The 20,665-nt window shown below is 36.9% G+C and carries 17 protein-coding genes and 1 pseudogene; 4 read left to right on the top strand and 14 right to left on the bottom strand.

The features are described from left to right. Positions 1-1,146: 1,146 nt before the first annotated feature. Positions 1,147-2,460, bottom strand: a complete 1,314-nt coding sequence (locus tag J2S19_RS05195; RefSeq protein ID WP_307338241.1) for an ABC transporter substrate-binding protein — start codon at positions 2,458-2,460, stop codon at positions 1,147-1,149. 140 nt (positions 2,461-2,600) lie between these two features. Continuing rightward, entirely contained in the window at positions 2,601-3,617 is a 1,017-nt protein-coding gene (locus J2S19_RS05190) for a Gfo/Idh/MocA family protein (RefSeq protein WP_307338238.1), read from the bottom strand. A gap of 104 nt (positions 3,618-3,721) precedes the next feature. Here J2S19_RS05190 and J2S19_RS05185 point away from each other — a divergent pair, with 104 nt between their 5' ends. Then, positions 3,722-4,048: a hypothetical protein gene (locus tag J2S19_RS05185; protein WP_307338235.1), complete on the top strand. Its 327-nt coding sequence runs from the start codon at positions 3,722-3,724 to the stop codon at positions 4,046-4,048. A 78-nt stretch (positions 4,049-4,126) separates the two neighbouring features. On the opposite strand, the gene J2S19_RS05180 is transcribed toward J2S19_RS05185, so the two are convergent. The 3 genes and pseudogenes from J2S19_RS05180 to J2S19_RS05170 all read right to left on the bottom strand — a co-directional run bounded on the left by J2S19_RS05180 (position 4,127) and on the right by J2S19_RS05170 (position 7,221). After that, a complete protein-coding gene (locus J2S19_RS05180) occupies positions 4,127-4,726 on the bottom strand; it encodes a pectate lyase (protein WP_307338437.1) in 600 nt (199 codons plus the stop codon). Next, positions 4,715-5,197: pseudogene (locus tag J2S19_RS05175) on the bottom strand (RICIN domain-containing protein); the annotation flags it as partial. The gene J2S19_RS05180 and the pseudogene J2S19_RS05175, both read right to left, overlap by 12 nt. A gap of 188 nt (positions 5,198-5,385) precedes the next feature. Continuing rightward, positions 5,386-7,221 carry a heparinase II/III family protein gene (locus tag J2S19_RS05170; RefSeq protein ID WP_307338231.1) on the bottom strand — a complete coding sequence of 612 codons (1,836 nt, stop codon included), beginning with the start codon at positions 7,219-7,221 and terminating at the stop codon, positions 5,386-5,388. 217 nt (positions 7,222-7,438) lie between these two features. On the opposite strand from J2S19_RS05170, the gene J2S19_RS05165 reads away from it, so the two are divergent. Continuing rightward, on the top strand, positions 7,439-9,151 hold the full coding sequence (locus J2S19_RS05165; RefSeq protein ID WP_307338228.1) for a methyl-accepting chemotaxis protein: 1,713 nt from the start codon (positions 7,439-7,441) through the stop codon (positions 9,149-9,151). A 126-nt stretch (positions 9,152-9,277) separates the two neighbouring features. On the opposite strand, the gene J2S19_RS05160 is transcribed toward J2S19_RS05165, so the two are convergent. The 4 genes from J2S19_RS05160 to J2S19_RS05145 form a co-directional block, all read right to left on the bottom strand. After that, a complete protein-coding gene (locus J2S19_RS05160) occupies positions 9,278-9,787 on the bottom strand; it encodes a DUF2975 domain-containing protein (RefSeq protein ID WP_307338226.1) in 510 nt (169 codons plus the stop codon). Between the two features lie 748 nt (positions 9,788-10,535). Further along, positions 10,536-10,793 (bottom strand): hypothetical protein, encoded by a 258-nt coding sequence (locus tag J2S19_RS05155; RefSeq protein WP_307338223.1) that lies wholly within the window; start codon positions 10,791-10,793, stop codon positions 10,536-10,538. Between the two features lie 638 nt (positions 10,794-11,431). Beyond that, complete coding sequence (locus J2S19_RS05150) at positions 11,432-11,587, bottom strand: hypothetical protein (RefSeq protein ID WP_307338445.1); 156 nt, start codon at positions 11,585-11,587, stop codon at positions 11,432-11,434. Positions 11,588-11,613: 26 nt separating this feature from the next. Further along, positions 11,614-11,814, bottom strand: a complete 201-nt coding sequence (locus J2S19_RS05145) for a DUF2187 family protein (protein ID WP_307338220.1) — start codon at positions 11,812-11,814, stop codon at positions 11,614-11,616. A gap of 275 nt (positions 11,815-12,089) precedes the next feature. Between J2S19_RS05145 and J2S19_RS05140 the strand changes: the two genes are divergently transcribed. Both J2S19_RS05140 and J2S19_RS05135 read left to right on the top strand, forming a co-directional pair. Further along, on the top strand, positions 12,090-12,710 hold the full coding sequence (locus J2S19_RS05140) for a TetR/AcrR family transcriptional regulator (RefSeq protein WP_307338217.1): 621 nt from the start codon (positions 12,090-12,092) through the stop codon (positions 12,708-12,710). Between the two features lie 82 nt (positions 12,711-12,792). Beyond that, complete coding sequence (locus J2S19_RS05135; protein WP_307338433.1) at positions 12,793-13,521, top strand: GTP pyrophosphokinase; 729 nt, start codon at positions 12,793-12,795, stop codon at positions 13,519-13,521. A gap of 46 nt (positions 13,522-13,567) precedes the next feature. Here J2S19_RS05135 and rhaA read toward each other — a convergent pair whose 3' ends face one another. The 5 genes from rhaA to J2S19_RS05110 all read right to left on the bottom strand — a co-directional run bounded on the left by rhaA (position 13,568) and on the right by J2S19_RS05110 (position 20,514). Next, a complete protein-coding gene (rhaA, locus tag J2S19_RS05130) occupies positions 13,568-14,821 on the bottom strand; it encodes an L-rhamnose isomerase (protein ID WP_307338214.1) in 1,254 nt (417 codons plus the stop codon). Between the two features lie 25 nt (positions 14,822-14,846). Continuing rightward, positions 14,847-16,256: a rhamnulokinase gene (gene rhaB, locus J2S19_RS05125; protein WP_307338211.1), complete on the bottom strand. Its 1,410-nt coding sequence runs from the start codon at positions 16,254-16,256 to the stop codon at positions 14,847-14,849. 171 nt (positions 16,257-16,427) lie between these two features. Beyond that, positions 16,428-17,393 (bottom strand): AraC family transcriptional regulator, encoded by a 966-nt coding sequence (locus tag J2S19_RS05120; RefSeq protein ID WP_307338208.1) that lies wholly within the window; start codon positions 17,391-17,393, stop codon positions 16,428-16,430. A 31-nt stretch (positions 17,394-17,424) separates the two neighbouring features. Next, positions 17,425-18,183 (bottom strand): DeoR/GlpR family DNA-binding transcription regulator, encoded by a 759-nt coding sequence (locus J2S19_RS05115; protein WP_307338205.1) that lies wholly within the window; start codon positions 18,181-18,183, stop codon positions 17,425-17,427. A gap of 261 nt (positions 18,184-18,444) precedes the next feature. Beyond that, positions 18,445-20,514: a bifunctional aldolase/short-chain dehydrogenase gene (locus J2S19_RS05110; protein WP_307338203.1), complete on the bottom strand. Its 2,070-nt coding sequence runs from the start codon at positions 20,512-20,514 to the stop codon at positions 18,445-18,447. Positions 20,515-20,665 lie beyond the last annotated feature (151 nt).

Here is a 20,665-nt window from a genome sequence, read left to right as displayed (position 1 = left end):
GGGCAAATAGGTGACTTCTATATTACCGATATGCATCAATTTCAGTTAGTACGGGCAAATAGGGGGCTTCTAAATTACCGTAATGCATCAATATCACTTAGAACGGGCAAATAGGGGGCTTCTAAATTACCGTAATGCATCAATATCACTTAGAACGGGCAAATAGGGGGCTTCTATATTACCGTAATGCATCAATTTCAGTTAGTACGGGCAAATAGGAGACTTCTATATTACCGAAATCCATCAATTTCAGTTAGTACGGGCAATAAGGGGGCTTCTAAATTACCGAAACACACCAATATCAGTTAGTACGGGCAAATAGGGGGCTTCTAAATTACCGAAATCCACCAATATCACTTAGAACGGGCAAATAAGGGTCTTCTAAGTTACCAAATCCATCAATATCAGTCAGAACGGGCAAATAGGAGGCTTCTAAATTACCGTAATGCATCAATATCAATTTGTACGGGCAAATAGGGGGCTTCTAAATTACCGAAATCCACCAATATCACTTAGAACGGGCAAATAGGGGGCTTCTAAATTACCGAAATCCACCAATATCACTTAAAACGGGCAAATAGGGGGCTTCTAAATTACCGAAATCCACCAATATCACTTAGAACGGGCAAATAGGGGGCTTCTAAATTACCAAAAACCACCAATATCACTTAGAACGGGCAAATAGGGGGCTTCTAAATTACCGAAGGATATCAATTTCAGTTAGTAGTAAGTACGGCTAAGAGTTGTTTTAGTCTTCATAAATGCGATGAAGGACTTTTCTTCGTTTCAACCCGTTCGATTTGGTCTTCATCACTTTATGTGTGGATTCCGAATATAAATAGGTTTCATAATTCGTATGAAGCCGGGTTTGAGAGTGATTTCAATTAGAAACCTGCTTAACTATGCGCATGAAACCGGAATTGTGAGTGATTTCAATCAGAAACCTGCTTCATACTATATAAACACGGAAACATCTCATACTCCCCTCAATGTAATATCGAAACTATTTCACCTACTAGCCATGTGTTTGTAGGTGGTAGAACTCACAAAAGTATGAACTTCACTCAATAAAGAACTTTTCCTTTCTCTTTTATTTATTTTGATCTATCTCTTCTCTTTATAAACTAGCTCAACGACAAGCCCTTACTATTCATTTCTACCCTCATACTGCGCCTGCGCTGATTCCATCGCATTTGCCCATGTATCAAGAAATTCCTGTACTGACATTTTCCCGCTTAATACATCTTGAAGACCAGGGTCAACAATTGTATTTAGAATCGACCGGTATTCAGGCAGGTAGAAGGGTGGTTCGTAGTACGCTGTTTCTTTGTCTTCATGTACTTGTGTGAAAACTTCTAGATGTGGGTATTTTTTTAGCCAGTTTGTATCAAGTGCCTGTTTGTGTGTTGGGATTTGTCCGGCTGTTTGATTCCATAATGTTTGTGCAGCTTTTGAATTGATAAAGCGAACAAACTCCCATGCTTCGTCAGGATATTTTGTATTTTTAAAAATACTGAGTCCGATTGTATTGCCACTTTCGACAACATAATGACCTTTTATTGACTTCGGTAATGGTATCGCCTGAAATTGATGTTCCGTTAGGACTTCACTATGCTCGGCAAATGACCCGATATTGTGCTGGATGATGGCCGCTACGCCTGTATCAAAATTTGCGACCATTGCTTTATAGTCATTTGTAATATCACTTTTCGGTGTATATGTTTGGTATAATCCTAAATACTTTGTTAAAAATTCGACATGCTTTTCGTCATTGATAGTACTTTTTCCATCCTTAAAATAGTCGTGTATTCCGGAGTAGGCATACATCATTCTTTGGAGTTGAAAGGAGCCGCCAGCACCACCCCGAATTGTATAGCCATACTGTCCAGTCGATTTATTTGTTAGCTTTTCAACAGCAGTAAAAAAATCATCCCACGTCGTTGGCGGTTTTACCGCAGCAACCCTCAGCAAATCAGAACGTATCCAAAGGATATCAAGGTTTTCTGTATAGGGAATACCATATAATTTATGGTCCGTTACTATATTTCTACTCGCCATCATTGTTTCTTGTTTTATGTTGTCCTTTTCAGACCACTTCTCAACATATGAGTCAAGCGGTAATAATGCATCACGGTGTGAGAATTCGGGTAACCAGCTTGTATAGACGCTGGCTACATCTGGCATATCACCTGCAGCAATCGCGGCATCAAATCTAGATTTAGCAAAGTCTTTAGGCAGACCCACATATTTGACATCAATGTTTGGATATTGCTGTTCAAATTGTTCAATTAATGTCTCCCATAATGGAGTTCGTTGTGGGCCTGCATTATCGTCCCAGAAGGTGATCTGGACTTTATCGTTTTGTTCCGGTTCATTTTGTGGCTTTAAGCTTTCTTTACTACAACCGGAAAGTATGAAAGTGAATAATATAAAAACTATGTAAAAGCTGCGTTTTCGCATGAAAAGGTCTCCTTCATCATTACATAAAAATAATATAAAAGCTGACTTTACTAGTTTAATACAAAAAATACCTACTCGGAACCTATCTATCACATAAAAAAATAGAGGGTGACTGTGAATCATCCTCTATTACTTATCAATTATAAATATATCTTTGTTCCCGTTTTTGCACTTTCTAAAGCTGCAAATACCATTTTCATGCTGTTAAGATTATCTGTACAATCAGTTTCTGCAGGACGATTTTGTTCGAGAGCTGTAAACATTTCATCTAAACAGCCCCAATGCCCTTCCTGTCCCATCCAATTATCTTTCGCTTCATTTGCAATAAGCGGGTCAAAAAATTCTCTTTGTTTCTCTTCGTCAATCACTTCATATCTCGGCATGTGATGTCCATCCCAATATGCGCTCCCTTTTGTTCCTGTAACACGCCACTCTGATTCCCATGACGTTTGGATGCCGACAGCACACCAAGACCCTCGATATGTAAAGACAGACCCGTCGCTCATTTCAAAAATACAAATAGCTGATGCGTTCCCATCGAACCAGGAACCAGGCGGATTATATTCGTGGCAATAGACTGAGACGGCGTTGGCACCAGTGATTAGGCGAGCTTGGTCAAATGTATGAATCGCCATATCAACAATGAGGGGACTTTCCATCGTTTCACGAAAGCCTCCAAAATGAGGTCCAAGGAAAAAATCAGCGTGGACAGAACCAATCTTCCCTATTTCCCCTTTCGCTACGATTTGTTGTAGTGCGCGAATTTGTTTTAAATAGCGTCGATTTTGCATGACTGAATATCGTTTACCTGTTGCTTTCGACACCTCTACTACGGTGATTGCATCTGCTAATGTTTCAGCAATTGGCTTCTCTCCAAAGACATGACAGCCAGCTTCCAATGCTGTTGTCACAATCTGTTTATGAGCTGCAGGAATCGTTACATCAAAGACGAGATTAGCGTTTGTTTCCTTTATTGCTAAACGTAAATCTGTAAAAGTAGGAACATTTAAATCTTTTTGTGCTGCCTTATGTTTAGCTGCATTTGCATTAACATCAACAAGTCCGACGATTTGAGCGTTTTCCCTATTATTAACGTAATCAATCCATGTATCTGACATGTTGCCACAACCAGCAAGGATGATTTTATGGTCAACCATGAACGCTTCCCCCTCTATTCAAATTCATTACTTTATGATAAGATAACAAATCAGAATTCCATTTATTTCCGTAATTTTTAAAATTTTCAACAAAGGAGATAGTTATGTATACATACGAATCGTTTGTAACCGATGGAGCTTTTTCATTATTAAGACCAATATTAGTAACCTTACTTATTTCATCAATTCTACTATTTATCATCATTCTTTTTCCTGTAACGAGAAGGAGATTTCTTCATGGATTCACAATGGTGAGTTTATCACTAGTGATAGCCATCGTTACGATTCAAACAGTCTTTTATTCAGCGATCATTGCGGATGAGCTCGGACTTGGCGGCGATCATGTGGTTACGATAATGGGTGGTAGTATAATCGTGCTACAAATTGTTAACGTATTCCTCTATTTTATGTTAAAGAAGAGTAAAAAATGAGGAGGGCTCATCAGTTGAGCCAGCCCTCATATAGGAATAATAAAACTATTTTTATATCTTATGTTCGGTGACCGCCTTTTAAAACTTCACATTATTACTCTCGGAAACATTACGGACATTGTACCACTTACTCCCTACGTTAGAGTAGCGGGTATTCACCATGTTCACTTCACTTGTTGTACTATCTGTGCGGAAAATCGCCTCTTTCATCCCTGTAATCACACAGCCATCGATATATATACTAGTTTTGAAGGTCGAGCCACCGAGTTGACGAATCATCTTACCTGCGTTTCTTGCAGTGAAATGATAGATTTCAAATGTTGCAGGTGCGTTTACTTGGAACATTTTATCAGAACCGTGCTGTGCAGAACCACCTCGGATGACTACGCGTCCTTGAGATTTAATCGTTAAAGCATCCTCTCCAATATCTTCCCAAACGACATTCTCAACAACAGCGTTTCCATACGTATGAACACCATCTGCTGCAGGAGCTCCTAAGACAACATTTTTCAATGTCGCACCATTTTCAAGCCGAAATACTGGCTTTTGACCTTCTGCTTGGCTACCATCACCTAGTGTTTTAGGGTTTGCTACATATCGTTTTCCTTTTCCATCAAATGTTTCTCCTGCTGGGACAATGATCGTGCTATTTACAGTAATTGTTTCACTTGGCTTCACTTCAACAAGCTTCCATTGTTGACTCTCACCACCCCAATCATTATACTGAACGACGTTGCCTCCGTTAGCTGTTGACCAATCATAAACTTCTAACGCCTTGTTGCTATGTCGGTTGACAATTTTCACATAACCATTCCCTAAATCAACAATTCTCCATTGTTGGCTATTGGCATTCCAATCCGTCCATTGTGCAACATTTGCTCCGTCTGCTGTTGACCAATTATGCACTTCCATTGCTTTGCCACTGTAAGCGTTAACAAATTTATGATAACCTTCACCGACATCAATAACACTCCACTGCTGGTTCATGCCGCCTAAATCATCATATTGAACAATATTTCCACCGTCTGCTTTAGACCACTCATACACTTCCAACGCTTTTCCACTAAAACGGTTAATAAGCTTATATTTTTTCGTCGAATCATAGCTTGCTGCATGTACAGTATTCACTACAGCAAAAGTAGAGAACATTACACATAAAACGACTAGAAAAGATACTAGTTTTTTCAACTACCCTCATCCCCTATTCTATTATTATTAGAAATGTTCTACTACCGGCCGATAGAGTACAATTGTTATTATACAAGATGAAAAGAGTAGTTGAGAATTGTAATCAAACTATTGTAAATTTTTAATATATTGTAAAATTTACCTTTTTGTTAATGAAACTGAAATACTAGTTTAATAGACATTTCATAATCAAAAGCGATAGGCTTAATATCGATCATTTTATTCAATTGAATTCTTCCAAAGTGATCAGTAAACTCAAATTGTTCGATTGTTACTTTGTAAGAATTAGTATCGAAATGAAGATATAATGTTTCGGTTCCCTGCAGTTCTAATCCAGTAGCGATTTCCTTTACAACAACTCTATTTGGGACAATCATTCGTTCTACAAGCTGATTTGGTTGCTCGTCGAAATGAAAGATATCCTCAATGATTAACTTCGGTAACGTTGTTTTTTCCCACGTAAAGGAGCGCTGATATTGCTTTAAAAAAGGAAGATCATAGCTATTCGTCAAATCAAGTATTAACGTATCCTTGTCATGATGGAATGTAGTTGACAGAATGGTTGCAAAAGCCGTATTTCCTAATTGTTGCCCTTGTTGATTTATTATCGGGACCGAGTGACCGAATGAACTGTTGCAAATAAAGTCATACCTCTTTTTACCGAAATAATCAGCGCTATAAAGACCCGCACCTAAATCTTTCAGGAACACTTCATTGTTCCGAAGCAAGATAAAGTGTCCAAGATCGTTATGATTGTGTGGTTCATCATTATGACCACCCTTTGCTGCAAAGGCAAAATGACCGCTAGTTGTTGCATATCTTGAAATAAACCATTGTGATTCGCTAAGAAAATATGTTTCGTTTTCCCACGGTTTTCCTTGTAAATCGTCTTGATACCAAAGCAAATTTCGAAATGCAGGTGCCCATCTGCTGCAGTGATCATCTGTATATGACGCTCGTAATTTATTCTCAGGTATGTGCACATCCTCATATATCGAATGTAAATAATGGGTTAAACCTAGAAATATAGATTCCTCTTGTTGAGCGTCTGAAAAGTTCACAACCTTGTTTTTATAAAGAAATGTTTTTTGTTGAAACAGAGCAATCGCATGGACCTTTTCATTATTAAATAGATTCATCTTGTCCAAAGTACGTCTTTTTAGCAAGTCAGCAAAGTAAACATAGAATCCGAAGCCATATTGCCAATACCGATATCCTTCAAGACATGTACCGTCGTCATGAAAGCCTTCTAAATAATAATCCATCGTTGCTAGTATTCGTTCCATAATCGTCGAAAGGTCTTCTTCATTTTCTAGCAAGTGTAATGCAGCACTTCCAATCGAGCCACCACAAACTGCCGCCCAGTTATGTGTAGCCGTTTCCCAATGTTGGGGTGTTAATAGAAATGGTTGAAAAACGCGTCTATCGATTTCCTCTTCTATTCTTCTCATAATAAGCGGTGATAACCAATCTTTTGTAAGTGTTAAGATTTCGCTAAGTGCAAACGCAGTTTCGGCTGAAAATAAATCAATTGTGTATGCAGGTGGATTTTTTTCTTGCTGAGAGTTTCTAAGTTTTGAGGTCTCATAACGGTTTGTTAAATGGGCAGGTAAACACCACGTATATTCATTTAGGATCGACCAGATGATGTTTTCGAGTTGTTTTTTGTACATGTCCTCATCAGGCTCAAGCAAGCTCATTAGTGCAAACGTACCTAGACGTCTGCGTTTCTCGAAGTAAACTTTTTCATATTCAAGCCGTGACCCAGTTTGTTCGAATTGCTGAAATAGTGTAAAGGTTAACTCATTCTCCTTTTCGGATAGAAGTCGTTCTGCTTCATTGTTTATCTCGATTAGAAGTGGTTGTAAGCCTTTCTTATTTTTTATCTTCGTTACCCATCTGCTCATCTCTTCTATATTTTTAAAAATAAGCGGAGCATCTTTCCCTTCACGTAGTAGCCCTTTTAGTATATTACCTTTATACATGATAGCCTCCTAAACGTTTAATAATTTCATTAATTAAGTGATATACGTAATATTCGTACGATATGCAGAAAATAGCAAATAAGACTAATTTCTGAACACAGCTAAAACAACACTCAATTTATCTTGAACTGTAAAATTTTCCTATATGCTGTTTATTAAAGTTTACTCTTTTACATTCCGATATATAAGTATAAACATCAATGGAGGAGACATCATCTTGAAACGAATTAGAAACTTAACAATTACCAAGAAATTTCTCATCATTATCATCATCAGTGCACTTACAGTATGCACCGTTGGCCTATCTGGACTTAATTTCATAAAAATGATGGCTGATGATTCTGATGTGATGTATAAAGAAAATATGGTTCCGCTACATGACGTTATGCAAATACGGATTAACGCTCGTGCTAGTGATGCCTATACGTTAGAACTTATAGTAACAAAAGACAATAAAAGAAACACCCAGCTTATTGATGAAATCACATCAGCTTGGGAAGAAATTGATGAATTAATGACGAAGATTGAGCAGACAAATTTAACAAAGGAACAAAATGAAGTCGTTGCTCAATATAAAGAAAAAGTAACATTATTAAATAATAGTCGCGACGAAGTCATCGATTTAGCGTTAGAAAATAAAAATGAAGAGGCTTATGCTTTATATAAATTACATGTCGAAGAAAATCGCGCAGCTGTTAATGACCTTTTAAAAGAATTACAAAAGTCTAAGCTTGAGTTTGCAAAATCAATCAATTCACAGCATCATATCAATACGAAACTGATTGTTTGGACAGTTATTTTTAATATCATCATTGGGATACTCTTAATCATCGGAATTAGTTATCTTGTTGCCCGAATGATTATTAAGCCGATAAAAGAAGTGAAAGACTTATTAGTAGAAGCTGAACAAGGTGACTTTACAGTTGAAGGTACGTATCAATCAAAAGACGAACTCGGTGAACTAACAGAATCATTTAATAAGATGGCAAGAAAGCTGAAATCTGTCTTCCAAACTGTCCATCATTCTTCACAGCAAGTTGCAACAGCATCTGAAGAATTAAGTGCTAGTGCTGAACAAAACAGTAAAGCGAGTGAGCATATTACACACACTGTACAAGAGCTTGCATCAGGCTCTGAACAACAATTAGATAAAGTAGCAAGCAGTACTAACGTCATGTCAGATATGTCAAATTACACAAGAGTTATTTCTGATAATACTGAAAAAATTACAAACGATGTCATTCATGCATCTAAAATGTCACTAGATGGAAATGAGGCCATTGAAAAAGTAAATGAACAGATGAATACGATTTATCATAATGTGAATAGTCTGTCTGAGGCTGTAAAGAATCTAGACAAACGTTCAATTGAAATTGGCGAAATTACGAACGTCATCACAGGCATCTCAGCACAAACAAATTTACTTGCATTAAATGCAGCCATTGAAGCTGCAAGAGCTGGCGAGCACGGTAAAGGCTTTGCTGTTGTTGCGGATGAAGTGAGAAAGCTTGCCGAAGAATCATCGAAATCAACAGAACAAATTGCGAGCTTAATTCAACTCATTCAATTGGATACAGTTCAAACACTCGATACGATGAAAAAAGCAACTGAAGAAGTAAATTCTGGTCTTCAAGTAGTGAATATTGCTGGAGAATCATTTAAAAACATTGAACAGGCTGTAACTGGAGTCGTTTCTCAAATTGAGGATATATCTGAAGCAATTAAAAAGCTTGTTAATGGCACTGACATTGTCAATAAATCGATTCATAATGTCAGTGATGTTGCGAAGGAATCAGCAGAGATTACTCAAAACATCTCTGCTGCGACTGAGGAACAACTTGCATCAATGGAGGAAATTTCCCATTCTTCACAATCACTAGCTCAACTTGCTGATGAGCTGCAAAATATTTTAAAGCAATTTAAAATCTAAACTTTCACTAAAAAAGAGGTCAGAACCACTAATATTTATAAAGTGGCTTTGACCTCTTTTTATTCATGAAGTGATAAATATAGCTGCCTATTTATCGCTGTTGTTCAACTACTTATATGGCATATGTTATTTTAAATAACGGCTCCACGTTGAGTTCGAAAAATTAGCTAACCAATTCTGTTTCAATTCCTTTAATTTTCTCTTTAAGACCATTTGAAAAATGGCTGTGATAGCAGTGATAAATAATGACGCCAGGATGATAAAAATGCCGAGGAGCAATGTCACTGGATTTCCTGCATCTTGTGAGCTAAGGATAATAGACCCGGTGATGCATAACATGATAATGGATACCGCACAATATTTAATATATTTTAATGCATTCATCGTTAATTCTGAAAAGATGATGTCCTTATGAATATAGTGGAATAATTTAAAAGTTTGATATAGTGCAAAGAAAAATGGAATCGTTGCAACATAAATACCAATGAGTAGTGGGTAATGTAAGTGGGTAAATTCCGGATACTTAGAAACAAGTAGCTCCGCCTGGTCAGGTAACCAAAACACACAAAGTGAACATACACTTATACCAATCAAAACTATCGCTATCTTACATAAATGTGTAATCGTCTTTTTCATAAAGCACCTCATATATGATTTATAACAACATCATACATTAAAATATATCGATTATCAATAAATAATTACTTATAATCATTATTTTTATCTTGTAATACATATAAATCAAGTGAAACAAAATTCTTAAGCAATTGCAAAACTCAACTATCGTTAAAAGTTAGATATAACCATCATGTCATTATTGTTAATTTGGTTATCCTTTCTACTAGCTTTTTACGGGTTAGTTCTGCTAGTAGATTTTAGAGAGAACCATTCGTTTTCCACACGGAGGGCTAGTTTTTATCTTTATCAGGTTTATGAAACGTTTTTGAACTACCTTTGAATGTTTATTCTTCTAAATCAAATCGGGTTAATGAAGATGGTTTTGGGACTGGCTCCGATTCTTTTCCGGCTTCATCGAACTTATGAAGACGATTTTGGAACTGGCTCCGATTCTTTTTCGGCTTCATCGGACTTATGAAGACGATTTTGGGTATGGTTCCGATTCTTTTTCGGCTTCATCGGACTTATGAAGACGATTTTGGAACTGGCTCCGATTCTTTTTCGGCTTCATCAAACTGAAAAAGGCCTCGCCGAAAACTCATGTGGTATCTAACTTCTAATGCACATCACAAAGGCAATTCATCTTCAATGTATCACTATATGACATTAAACCCCTAGTAATATTTGCGTTTAACTAGGGGCTTTTCGTTATGTTAAAGCTTCATAGAATAAGGCAAAACATTTCTATTAATTAGGGCACATACCTTTACTGTGGTTCATGTCCGCTAATCGGAGAACCTGTTGAAGAATGTTCATTTATCCATTCAAGGGATTCCTTTGAAACTGATGACCAATTCGGGATTTTGTCACGATGCTGTTCAACCCAGCTCATACAATATTGAGGGTCGATGCTTCTTTCGTAGCAATGTGACAAAAACTTCTGAACATTTTGTTCTGTGCAGTTTTCCCATGAACCACATGTTTCGTTCCAAATTTGTTCCATTTCCTGTTTAATATTTGACATCATCATTCCTCCATATTTCTTACTGACAACTTTAAGTTTGTCCAAAATGTGGAATTATATTAATGAAAGGTTCTTTTCTAAAAGATTGTGGTTTTTCCACGAACTTTTTTAAGGGTTGGTTGGAGCGTAAGTGCGAGACTCCTGCGGGATGCGTGGGAGAGGTGAGACTCATGCAGGAGTTTACTCCGAGGAGAACGAAAAGCGTAGGCGGCTTGCCCATCGACGTACAAACTGGAGGGGCATCGACTAAGACCAAAGGAATCACGATGAGCCGAATGGCGAATCGATGATGACTTATCGTAGGGAGATGACCTGAAGTTTGCTTGTTCGTGCCGCAAGGAGCTATGAGGCTCACCACCCACCCCGCTACCCGTGAGTACTGTAGCGCAGACCACCCCTAAACGATAACTCATTAAAAGGCATCAATGTTAACAGCCTAATGATAAGATTGATTATGTACATGTAATTACAACAGATTGTATCTTCGTATCATCGATTCAATGTATATGTCAACCAATTAAAGTTAAAGAAACCACATTCCTTTTCGAAATGTGGCTAGTTAAAATGAATAATCTAGTTATTAATTAATCTTCAATTTATAAAATCAGTTAAACTTAAATCTAACTATATAGTATATCCTATTTACCTTTTAAAACCTTGTCATCATTAATCGGCATGGTAATTATTTTTCCACCGATTTGCACATGCATTGTATCTTTGAAAATTGCTTTTACAATTCCTTTTAAAGAAATTGTTGAATCGATTGAGATTGGTTTGTTTTGGTCTACTGTCAAATTAACCACACCTTCCTAGTGAATAATCACTGAGTAATGATTTGATAGTTTTTGTGGGAAACGACTGTAAGTGGAGTTTCAACATTGATGAGATAAGCATCAGCTTTGCTAATTGAAACGATGACACTTTCCTCTCTAACTTTGAAAACTTCACCTATCATTTCAATCCCATTTCGAGTAAATAGGATTTTATCTCCCTCTTTAGCAATTTTACCATCAATTGTCATATGAATTACACTCCATTTTTATAAAGAGTTAAAAAAATTTTCATTTACTTGTTGTTTAAATAAGATGAAACTTCAGGTATCCATTCCTTGTAATCACAGCAGGTCAAAATCGGCCAATTTTCCCGCATTATCACCTTACCTAATTGTCTTAGAAGCTTATTATTAAAAACCTGAATATAGGTTCAAGTATTACAAAATGTTTTCAATCTGTCAACAAAATTGAACTGTAGTTCATGTTTTGTTCATTTGTGGTATGATAGTAATGAGGTGATACTATGTCAGGGCATGATGATGAACAATTAATCGGGGAATATCCTTATTTACCGAAACAAAAGCGTGCATTAGAAAAAAGGCATGCTTTATTAGAGAGTGGACGTCTGCTATTTATTGAAAAAGGATATGAACAAACGAATGCGAAAGAAATTGCATCTCATGCTGGTGTTGCAGTTGGGACCTTTTATCGTTACTTTACAGATAAGCGGCAGCTATTGATGTCATTATTAGAAGACCAAATTGAGAATTTCTTGCCACCAGAACCAAATTGGGCAATTGTTGACCCTGAGACATTCTTTGCAAATGTTATGGAACAACATTTTTTACATTTGGATCGATTAGGGCTACATCGAGTATTGCCGGAATTAATGCTAAAGGATCCTCAACTAGCTGAAGTAGTCACTGACGCTCGTAATAAAGTCCATCACCGCATCTTAACAGATTTACAGAAAGCACGTGCGAAAGGGTTAATTTGGGATGATTTAGATTTAAATATCGTCTCATGGTCGATAATGACCTTATCGGAAAAATTACCAGACAGACTATCTAAATCTAATAACCAAGTAAACTATTATGAGCTTTCAAAGGTAATTTGCAGACTTGTTTTTCCCCCAGCCAAATAGATGAAACTACATTTTCAAATCACTATTTTACTATGAGAGGAAATTGACTAGCTTGAAATTAGAAAATATCGAAAACATTAGGATGAATGACTTAAAAAAGATAAAGCTCGAAATGACAAGATTTTTAATGGCCTATCGTTTTGCTTTAGACGAAATGAATACCAAAATTAATATTCTTAAGGATGAATTTAATTATATGCATGACTATAATCCTATAGAACATGTAACATCACGGCTAAAATCACCTGAGAGCATTGTCAAAAAAATGATTCATAAAAACTGTGCCTTCACATTACCTGCGATAAAAGAAACAATCCGAGACATTGCAGGTATTCGCATTACGGTATCATTCAGAAAAGATATTTATGAAATTAGTAAAATGATTGCATCACAAAAAGACATACGTGTTGTTGAAACAAAAGATTACATCGAGCAACCTAAAAAAAATGGGTATCAAAGTTACCATATGATTGTTGAAATCCCTATTTTCATGTCCGACCGAGAAGAAAAAGTCTATGTTGAAATCCAGATTCGCACGATTGCGATGGACTTCTGGGCAAGCCTGGAACACAAAATTTATTATAAATATAATAAAGATGTTCCAAATCGACTAAGAGATGAGCTACAAGAGGCAGCAACCGTTGCAACTGCATTGGATAAAAAAATGGAACAGCTGCATAAAGAAATTACTGAATACAAAGAGGCTTCAACGATTATTGATAACGATGAAGAAAATGCACTTATCAAAATTGATAAAGATTCATTTCCCTTATCTTTATTTAAGTCATTAGGGCTAAATGATATAAATTAATAAAAAACCTAGTTTGCAGCTTAAGCAAACTAGGTTTTTTCACTATTTATCTATTCAACAATACTTCTTTCTCATATTCCTTCACTACGTCTAACCAAGTTTCCTTCACAGGCACACCCATTTGCTCACAGTAATAATCCCAAATAGCGCCAAATGGATATGTTTTGAATTCTTCTAAAAGCGCTAATCTTTCTGTATAGTTGCCTTCTTCTTGTAATTGCTTTAAGTAGTCGTTCGGCATTAACAATCCATATAAAAGTGATTTAATCATATTTCTTGTTCCGATTGTCCATGCTGCGACACGATTAATACTCGCATCAAAGAAGTCTAGCCCAATCATTACTTTATCTAAAGCATCGTTACGAACAATTTCCAATGCAATTTCCTTTAACTCGTCATCTAGTGTGACAACATGATCGCTATCCCAACGGACAGGGCGTGAGACGTGCAGGGCAAGCTTGTCGCTATATAGAAGCATTGATGAGATTTTATTTGATACCATTTCTGTCGGATGATAATGGCCTGTATCTAATAAACATAGCTTGTTGTTTTTTAAGGCATAGCCTAAATAAAACTCGTGTGAACCGACGACATATGACTCTGAACCGATACCGAATAATTTACTCTCAACGGCATCTAAATTGTATTGCTCATCAATTTCCTCAGCAAATATCTTATCCAATGACTCTTTTAACCGAATTCTAGGTGTGAGACGGTCACTCGGTATATCTTTATATCCATCGGGAATCCAAATATTTGTGAGAGTTGTAGAACCTAATTCTTTTCCGAAATATTCACCTATTTTGCGACTTGCGATACAATGGTTAATCCAGAACTCCCTAATGGCTGGGTCTGGATGTGATAATGTTAACCCATCAGCAGCTTTCTCATGGGAAAACAATGTTGGATTAAAGTCAAGTCCAAGGTCGTGTTCCTTTGCCCACTTTACCCAGTTTGCAAAGTGTTCTGGCTGAAGCTCGTCACGATCGATAACTTCCCCATTCGTTTCAGCATAAATTGCATGTAAATTAATACGATGCTTCCCTGGAATTAGTGTTAACGCTTTTTCCAAATCATTGCGAAGCTCTTCAGGTGTTCGTGCCTTACCAGGATAGTTTCCAGTTACATCAATACCACCTGATAGCTCACTTTTGTTTACTTCAAAACCACCTACATCATCACCTTGCCAGCAATGTATTGAAATCGGAATTTGTTGCAGTTTTTCTAACACATGGTCGACTTGAATTCCCCATTTTTCATAATCCTTTTTCGCTAGCTCAAAGCTTTCTTTAATTGTCATGTCTATCATCCTTTCATGCGTTTATTTATACATTTAAAGCTTTATATGATTTCACTTTAAAAGAATTTTTTATTAAGTTACGAGCTTCCGAAAGGTCATGTATCTCACCTAATGCCATTAGCTGTGCAACAATGTTACCAATTGCTGTTGCTTCAACAGGTCCAGCATGTACTTCCTTGTTTGTTGCATCGGCAATGAGCTGATTTAACAATTCATTTTGACAACCGCCGCCAATGACATTGATTTTCGGAAATGATTTTTCAAATATTTCTTCAATTTCTGCAATGGCCCTTTTATAGCTTTCTACTAAGCTATCATATACACATTTAGCGATTTGCCCTGGTGTTTGTGGAATTTGTTGATTTGTTTCCTGACAATAGGCTTGAATTTCCTTTATCATATTTTCTGGTTTAAGAAACCTGTCATCATCAACATTAACAATCGATTGGAAGTCTTTTTCCGCACGTGCAAAATCCACGAGTTCTGCGAATGAATATTCGTCTTCATAATTCCGCTTTACTTCTTGAATCATCCATAAGCCCATAATGTTTTTCAGAAAGCGATAACGATAGTCTAAGCCACCCTCGTTTGTAAAATTGTATTGTAATGCTTTCGGTACACAAATCGGGAAGTGGTTTTCAACACCGATTAATGACCATGTACCTGAGCTTATATAAATCGTATCGTCTAATTCAGGAACAGAAATAACGGCTGATCCTGTATCATGTGTTGCTGGGAGGACGACTTTCATATCAAAGCCAAACTCCGCAACAAGATCTTCCTTTAATGTGCCGAGGATTGTCTTTGGTGGCAAAATTTCTCGAAACATTTCTCTGTTTAAATCGAGTTCAGTTATGATGTCGGAATCCCAATTTTTTGTAAATGCATTTACTAACTGAGTCGATGTAGCATTCGTATATTCATTAGCAATTTTACCTGTTAGAAGGTAATTAAAATATTCAGGAATCATTAAAAATGCATTAGCTTTATTAAGTAATTCCGGTGATTTTTTCTTTAAGGCATATAATTGATAAATGGTATTAAATTTTTGAAACTGAATCCCTGTTTCTAAATAGATTTTCTCTTTTGGAATAATCTTAAAAACTTCGTCCATGATGCCATCTGTCCTTGGGTCCCGGTAGGCAACCGCATCTGTGAGAAGTTGCTCGTTTTCGTCAAGTAATATATAGTCAACTGCCCATGTATCAATCCCGATACTATCCGGCTGTATTCCTACATTCACACATTTCTTAATACCTGCCTTAATCTCACTGAACAACTTGTCAACATCCCAACAATAATGGTCACCTTTATGAACGATATGATTATCGAAGCGGTGTATTTCATTTAATTGCAGCTTCCCGTTATCTATATGACCGATTATTAACCGTCCACTTGAAGCACCAATGTCAACAGCTAATGTATAGTTCACCATTTCCACACCTCTCATTTTGAAAGCGTTTACGATTACTTCTATGATAATGAACTACAGCCGAAAAGCCTATAACGTCATTCAACATTTTTTTGTCTTTATTTGCACTTTTCTATACGATAAAAAAACGCCCCATATCCCTAATAATTCAGGAATATGGGGCATTAAAACTAACTACACTTGTACTACCCGTTCTCTATATTTTTTCGGTGTATAACCATATTTGCTCTTAAAGACACGATAAAAATAGCTAATATTTTCGTAGCCGACTTGTTCAACAATTGCCGTTATTGATAATGAAGTATTTTCCAATAGCTCTTTTGATACACTCAATCTTTTTTCTTGGAGTAATTCTTTAAATGTATAATTCGTTGCTTTTTTAATTTGTTTGCTTAACGCATAATGGGGCTGGTTTAATTTCTGAGCAAGTTCAGATAATGAAGCTTCCCGGTAGTTTTCTTCAATGTATTTTAATGATTCCACGATTGTTTGATGCTTTTGTGAGTTTTCCTTATACTTCACTTTATCCGAATGTTTAATAAGCTCTAACATTAACAAGCCCATATACAATTTTGTTGTTGATTCAGACATGATTGAAGGAACCATCATCTCTTCAATTATTTTCCTCATCAAGTCCTGGATGCTGTCTACGTTCGATACCGCAAAATATAAGTATTGACCACTTTGAGTATGATTGAATAAACTATTGATTAAAAAGTTGCTAACTAAATTTTCTGTTGTTAAAAAGGAAAAAATGAATGAAAAAAATTCTGGACGGATAATAAAGTTAATAATGATATCATCTTTTTGACATGCTTTTAGTTCATGTTCAATGTGCTGATTTAAAAAGAGCAAATCCCCTGTTTTTAATGTGAATTGCTCATTTCCAACCTTTTGTTCTAGCTTCCCGTTATACACATAGTTCACTTCGATGTAATTATGTTTATGCTTTGGAAAGTCGACAAATCTTGTATGTTTACGAATCATTATCATTTTATTATTCGTTAGAAATTTCTCACTCTCCACAATGAATTGTTCTTGGCTCGTGTAAATATCTTTTTTCACTTCATTTTTTTGCTGTAGCATGAGCTTCTCTTCTTCATTTAACTGAAGTAATTCTTCTAATAGAAACGAACTCATTTGCAACCCCTCTTAACGTTCATTTAAATACCTAGTCACTAATTAATTGTATGCCTCTTTCATCGCATGCCTGGATATATGCATGATCGATATTTGAATCGGTTATAATTGTGGAAATTTGCTGCAAATCGGTAATATGGGCAAAGGTTCTGACACCAAATTTCGTTGAATCTGCCATCACAATTGTTTCATCCGCTATCGACATCATTTGTCGCTTTAACAGTGCTTGCCATTCATTTGAATCACTCAAGCCACCTTCGATATGCACACCTTTACACGATATAAACGCTTTATTGACGTGGTACATATTAAGGGAGCGTTCCGCTAATGGACCGACATATGAAAGGGATTTTGGCAAGAGCATACCACCTGTTGAAATGACTTTTACCTGTTCCTTTTTACTTAGTTCGATCGCTACTTTTATCGAATTTGTAATCACTGTTAGTGGAATATCAGGCATTTCCTTTGCCATATACCACGTTGTTGTACTTGCATCTAACACGATTTGCTGATTCGGCTGGATGAGCTTCACTGCCTCAATTGCGATCGCGCGCTTTTCGATCGCATTTGTTATTTCTCTTTCTGCATAGGAAACTTCTGATTGTTCTTCTTGAATACTTACAGCACCACCGTGACTCCGGCGCAATAATTTTTCTTTTTCGAGCTTTTCCAAATCACGTCTAATCGTTTCTTCGGTGACATTAAAAAGTTTGCTTAACTCCGTAACCCGAATGCTCAACCTCTCGTTAACGACTTCGACGATTTTCCGATGTCTTTCTGCTACAAGCATATATTGATTCCCTCCTAGTCACTCTCAATGAGGAATGTATTCGTTCATTTGGGCTTTTTTCTAAAGGATGTTTCTTATTAATTAAACCCTCATCATATTATGACATAGTATGTAAATGACGTATAGATACTGGCACCGTCAATTAAAACGTTTTCATTTTTCAGCAAAAGGAGCAGAATGGCATAAACAAGTGATAGATGAAAAGAAGGCTAGCGTTCAAAGGGGTCAGACCCTAGTGAGTGACCCCTTCAACATGTGTAATTATCTAGTAAATGCTGCTGGTACACCGCCATCTACCGTCAGCATACAGCCTGTCGTGCGATCTGATTTCGATGAGGCAAAGAATAAAATCGATTGTGCAATATCTTTCGGATAAATATTCACCAACAATGTTGTTCGTTTACGATAGTGCTCTTCTAGTTGGTCTGGGTCAATTCCGTAAGCTGCTGCTCGTTCTTCTCTCCAGCTCGAACCCCAGATTGCTGAACCTTGTAATACTGCATCAGGTAAGACAGAGTTTACGCGGATGCCATACTGGCCACCTTCAGCTGCAATACATCTTGCTAAATGTGTTTCCATCGCTTTTACAGAACTATATGCAGCTGCATTTTTCCCGGCATATACAGAGTTTTTCGAGCCAATGAAGACCATATTTCCACCTACGCCTTGTGTTTTCATTTGCTTGAATGCTTCTCGTGCTACTAAAAAGTACCCTGTTCCAAGCACATTCATATTAAGATTCCATTCTTTTAATGATGTTTCATCGAATGGGCTTGAAGTAGCTAATCCTGCGTTATTGACAATAATATCAACGCCACCATACGTCAATGCCGTTTGTGCAAATGCTTCCTGCACTGCCTCTTCACTTGTTACGTCCATTTTCACTGCGAATGCGCGACCGTCACCATATTGTTCATTAATTTCTGCTGCTACTTTTTCCGCGCCTTCAATATTCAGGTCTGCAATGACAACATGAGCCCCTTCTGCAACAAATTGACGGCATGTTTCACTGCCGATTCCACCTGCTCCACCTGTCACGAATGCAACTTGACGTGAGAACTCTGCTTCAGCTGGTGCTAATGATAATTTGTAAAGTTCTAAAGGCCAATATTCCACATTGAATGATTCATTTTCATTTAATGAAACAAAGCTTCCTAGTGTTGTTGCTCCTTTCATTACCGCAATTGCACGATGATACAATGCACCGCTCACTTTTGCCATCGCAATGTTCTTACCCGTGTTCACCATTCCAACACCAGGGATTAAGATGACACGTGGAGCTGCTTCTGAAATGTTGTCACCTTCATTTTTGTTACGCTCAAAATAAGCTTTGTACTCTTCTTTGAAGCTATTCACTCCAGCTTTCACCTTTTCTATTAAGCTAGTAACCTCTTCTGTTTGTGGATTCCAATCGATGTAGAGCGGTGTCATTTTTGTATGTACTAAATGATCCGGGCATGCTGCACCGACTTGAGATAATACATTTGCATTGTTACTGTTAACGAATTGTAAGACATCATCTGTATCATCATACGTTAAGAGCATTTTCTTTTCATCGCTTACTTCACCACGGATAACTGGCATTACTTGTGCTAGTATCCTTTTACGATCTTCCTCTGATAGAGAGTCATATTTTTGCCCGCCAAATGCCTCTTCTTCTACTAATCTAGCTTGGATATATGATTCAGCTTCATTAATAATCGCAATTGTTTTTTCATAGCTTTCCTCAGCAGTTTCGCCCCAAACGACTAGACCGTGTTTTTCCATTAGAACTAGCTCTGCATTTGGATTATTTTTTACGCCTTCTGCTATCATTTTTGATAAAGTAAAGCCTGGTCGGACGTAAGGTACCCATACGAAGCGGTCACCATAAATTTCTTCAGCAATTTGTCTTCCGTTATCAGCACAGCAGACACTGATGATTGCATCTGGATGTGTATGATCAACATGTTTAAACGGTAAAAATGCATGTAATAATGTTTCAATTGAAGCTCTAGGATGCTTACTGTCAATCATACAGTGTGCTAAATATGCAACCATTTCTTCATCAGGCATTTCATCACGTTCTAGCAATGGGCGGATATCATCCATTTTTAATCCAGTGAAATTTTGCGCTTTCATGGTCGCTAAGTCTGAGCCGCTGCCCTTCACGTACATTACTTCGATATCGCGGCCACGGAAATCCTTTTCAATTGTCTTCATTGACGTATTCCCGCCACCCCAGTTACATACAGAACGGTCAGACCCAATTAAATTTGAGCGATACACTAATTCCTCTACACCGGATGGTAATGCTGCTGCTTTCTGTTTATCCCATAAACTTTGAACCATTTTTGTTTCCTCCTCTATTCCACTTTGATTATCTTTATTTGTTTTTGATTATACATTATCTTTGTTTATTTTTGAATATATTTTTTGTTTATTTTTGAAAAAAAAGCAAAGGGACGGTTCTTCTGCTTCCTTTTCAAAAGGAAGCAAAGGA

It is taken from the genome of Metabacillus malikii (genome assembly GCF_030813355.1).
Classification (GTDB): Bacteria; Bacillota; Bacilli; order Bacillales; family Bacillaceae; genus Metabacillus; species Metabacillus malikii.
This window is presented reverse-complemented; position numbering and strand designations above follow the sequence as displayed.

Bases quoted from the DNA above. Each gene is read 5' to 3' on its own strand.
- rhaB (WP_307338211.1), bottom strand. From the start codon at position 16,256: ATGGTGAACTATACATTAGCTGTTGACATTGGTGCTTCAAGTGGACGG.
- J2S19_RS05190 (WP_307338238.1), bottom strand. From the start codon at position 3,617: ATGGTTGACCATAAAATCATCCTTGCTGGTTGTGGCAACATGTCAGAT.
- J2S19_RS05120 (WP_307338208.1), bottom strand. From the start codon at position 17,393: ATGAGTTCGTTTCTATTAGAAGAATTACTTCAGTTAAATGAAGAAGAG.
- J2S19_RS05135 (WP_307338433.1), top strand. From the start codon at position 12,793: ATGAATGACTTAAAAAAGATAAAGCTCGAAATGACAAGATTTTTAATG.
- J2S19_RS05185 (WP_307338235.1), top strand. From the start codon at position 3,722: ATGTATACATACGAATCGTTTGTAACCGATGGAGCTTTTTCATTATTA.
- J2S19_RS05110 (WP_307338203.1), bottom strand. From the start codon at position 20,514: ATGGTTCAAAGTTTATGGGATAAACAGAAAGCAGCAGCATTACCATCC.
- J2S19_RS05145 (WP_307338220.1), bottom strand. From the start codon at position 11,814: ATGACAATTGATGGTAAAATTGCTAAAGAGGGAGATAAAATCCTATTT.
- J2S19_RS05155 (WP_307338223.1), bottom strand. From the start codon at position 10,793: ATGTCAAATATTAAACAGGAAATGGAACAAATTTGGAACGAAACATGT.
- J2S19_RS05170 (WP_307338231.1), bottom strand. From the start codon at position 7,221: ATGTATAAAGGTAATATACTAAAAGGGCTACTACGTGAAGGGAAAGAT.
- J2S19_RS05195 (WP_307338241.1), bottom strand. From the start codon at position 2,460: ATGCGAAAACGCAGCTTTTACATAGTTTTTATATTATTCACTTTCATA.
- J2S19_RS05160 (WP_307338226.1), bottom strand. From the start codon at position 9,787: ATGAAAAAGACGATTACACATTTATGTAAGATAGCGATAGTTTTGATT.
- rhaA (WP_307338214.1), bottom strand. From the start codon at position 14,821: ATGACAATTAAAGAAAGCTTTGAGCTAGCGAAAAAGGATTATGAAAAA.
- J2S19_RS05115 (WP_307338205.1), bottom strand. From the start codon at position 18,183: ATGCTTGTAGCAGAAAGACATCGGAAAATCGTCGAAGTCGTTAACGAG.
- J2S19_RS05140 (WP_307338217.1), top strand. From the start codon at position 12,090: ATGTCAGGGCATGATGATGAACAATTAATCGGGGAATATCCTTATTTA.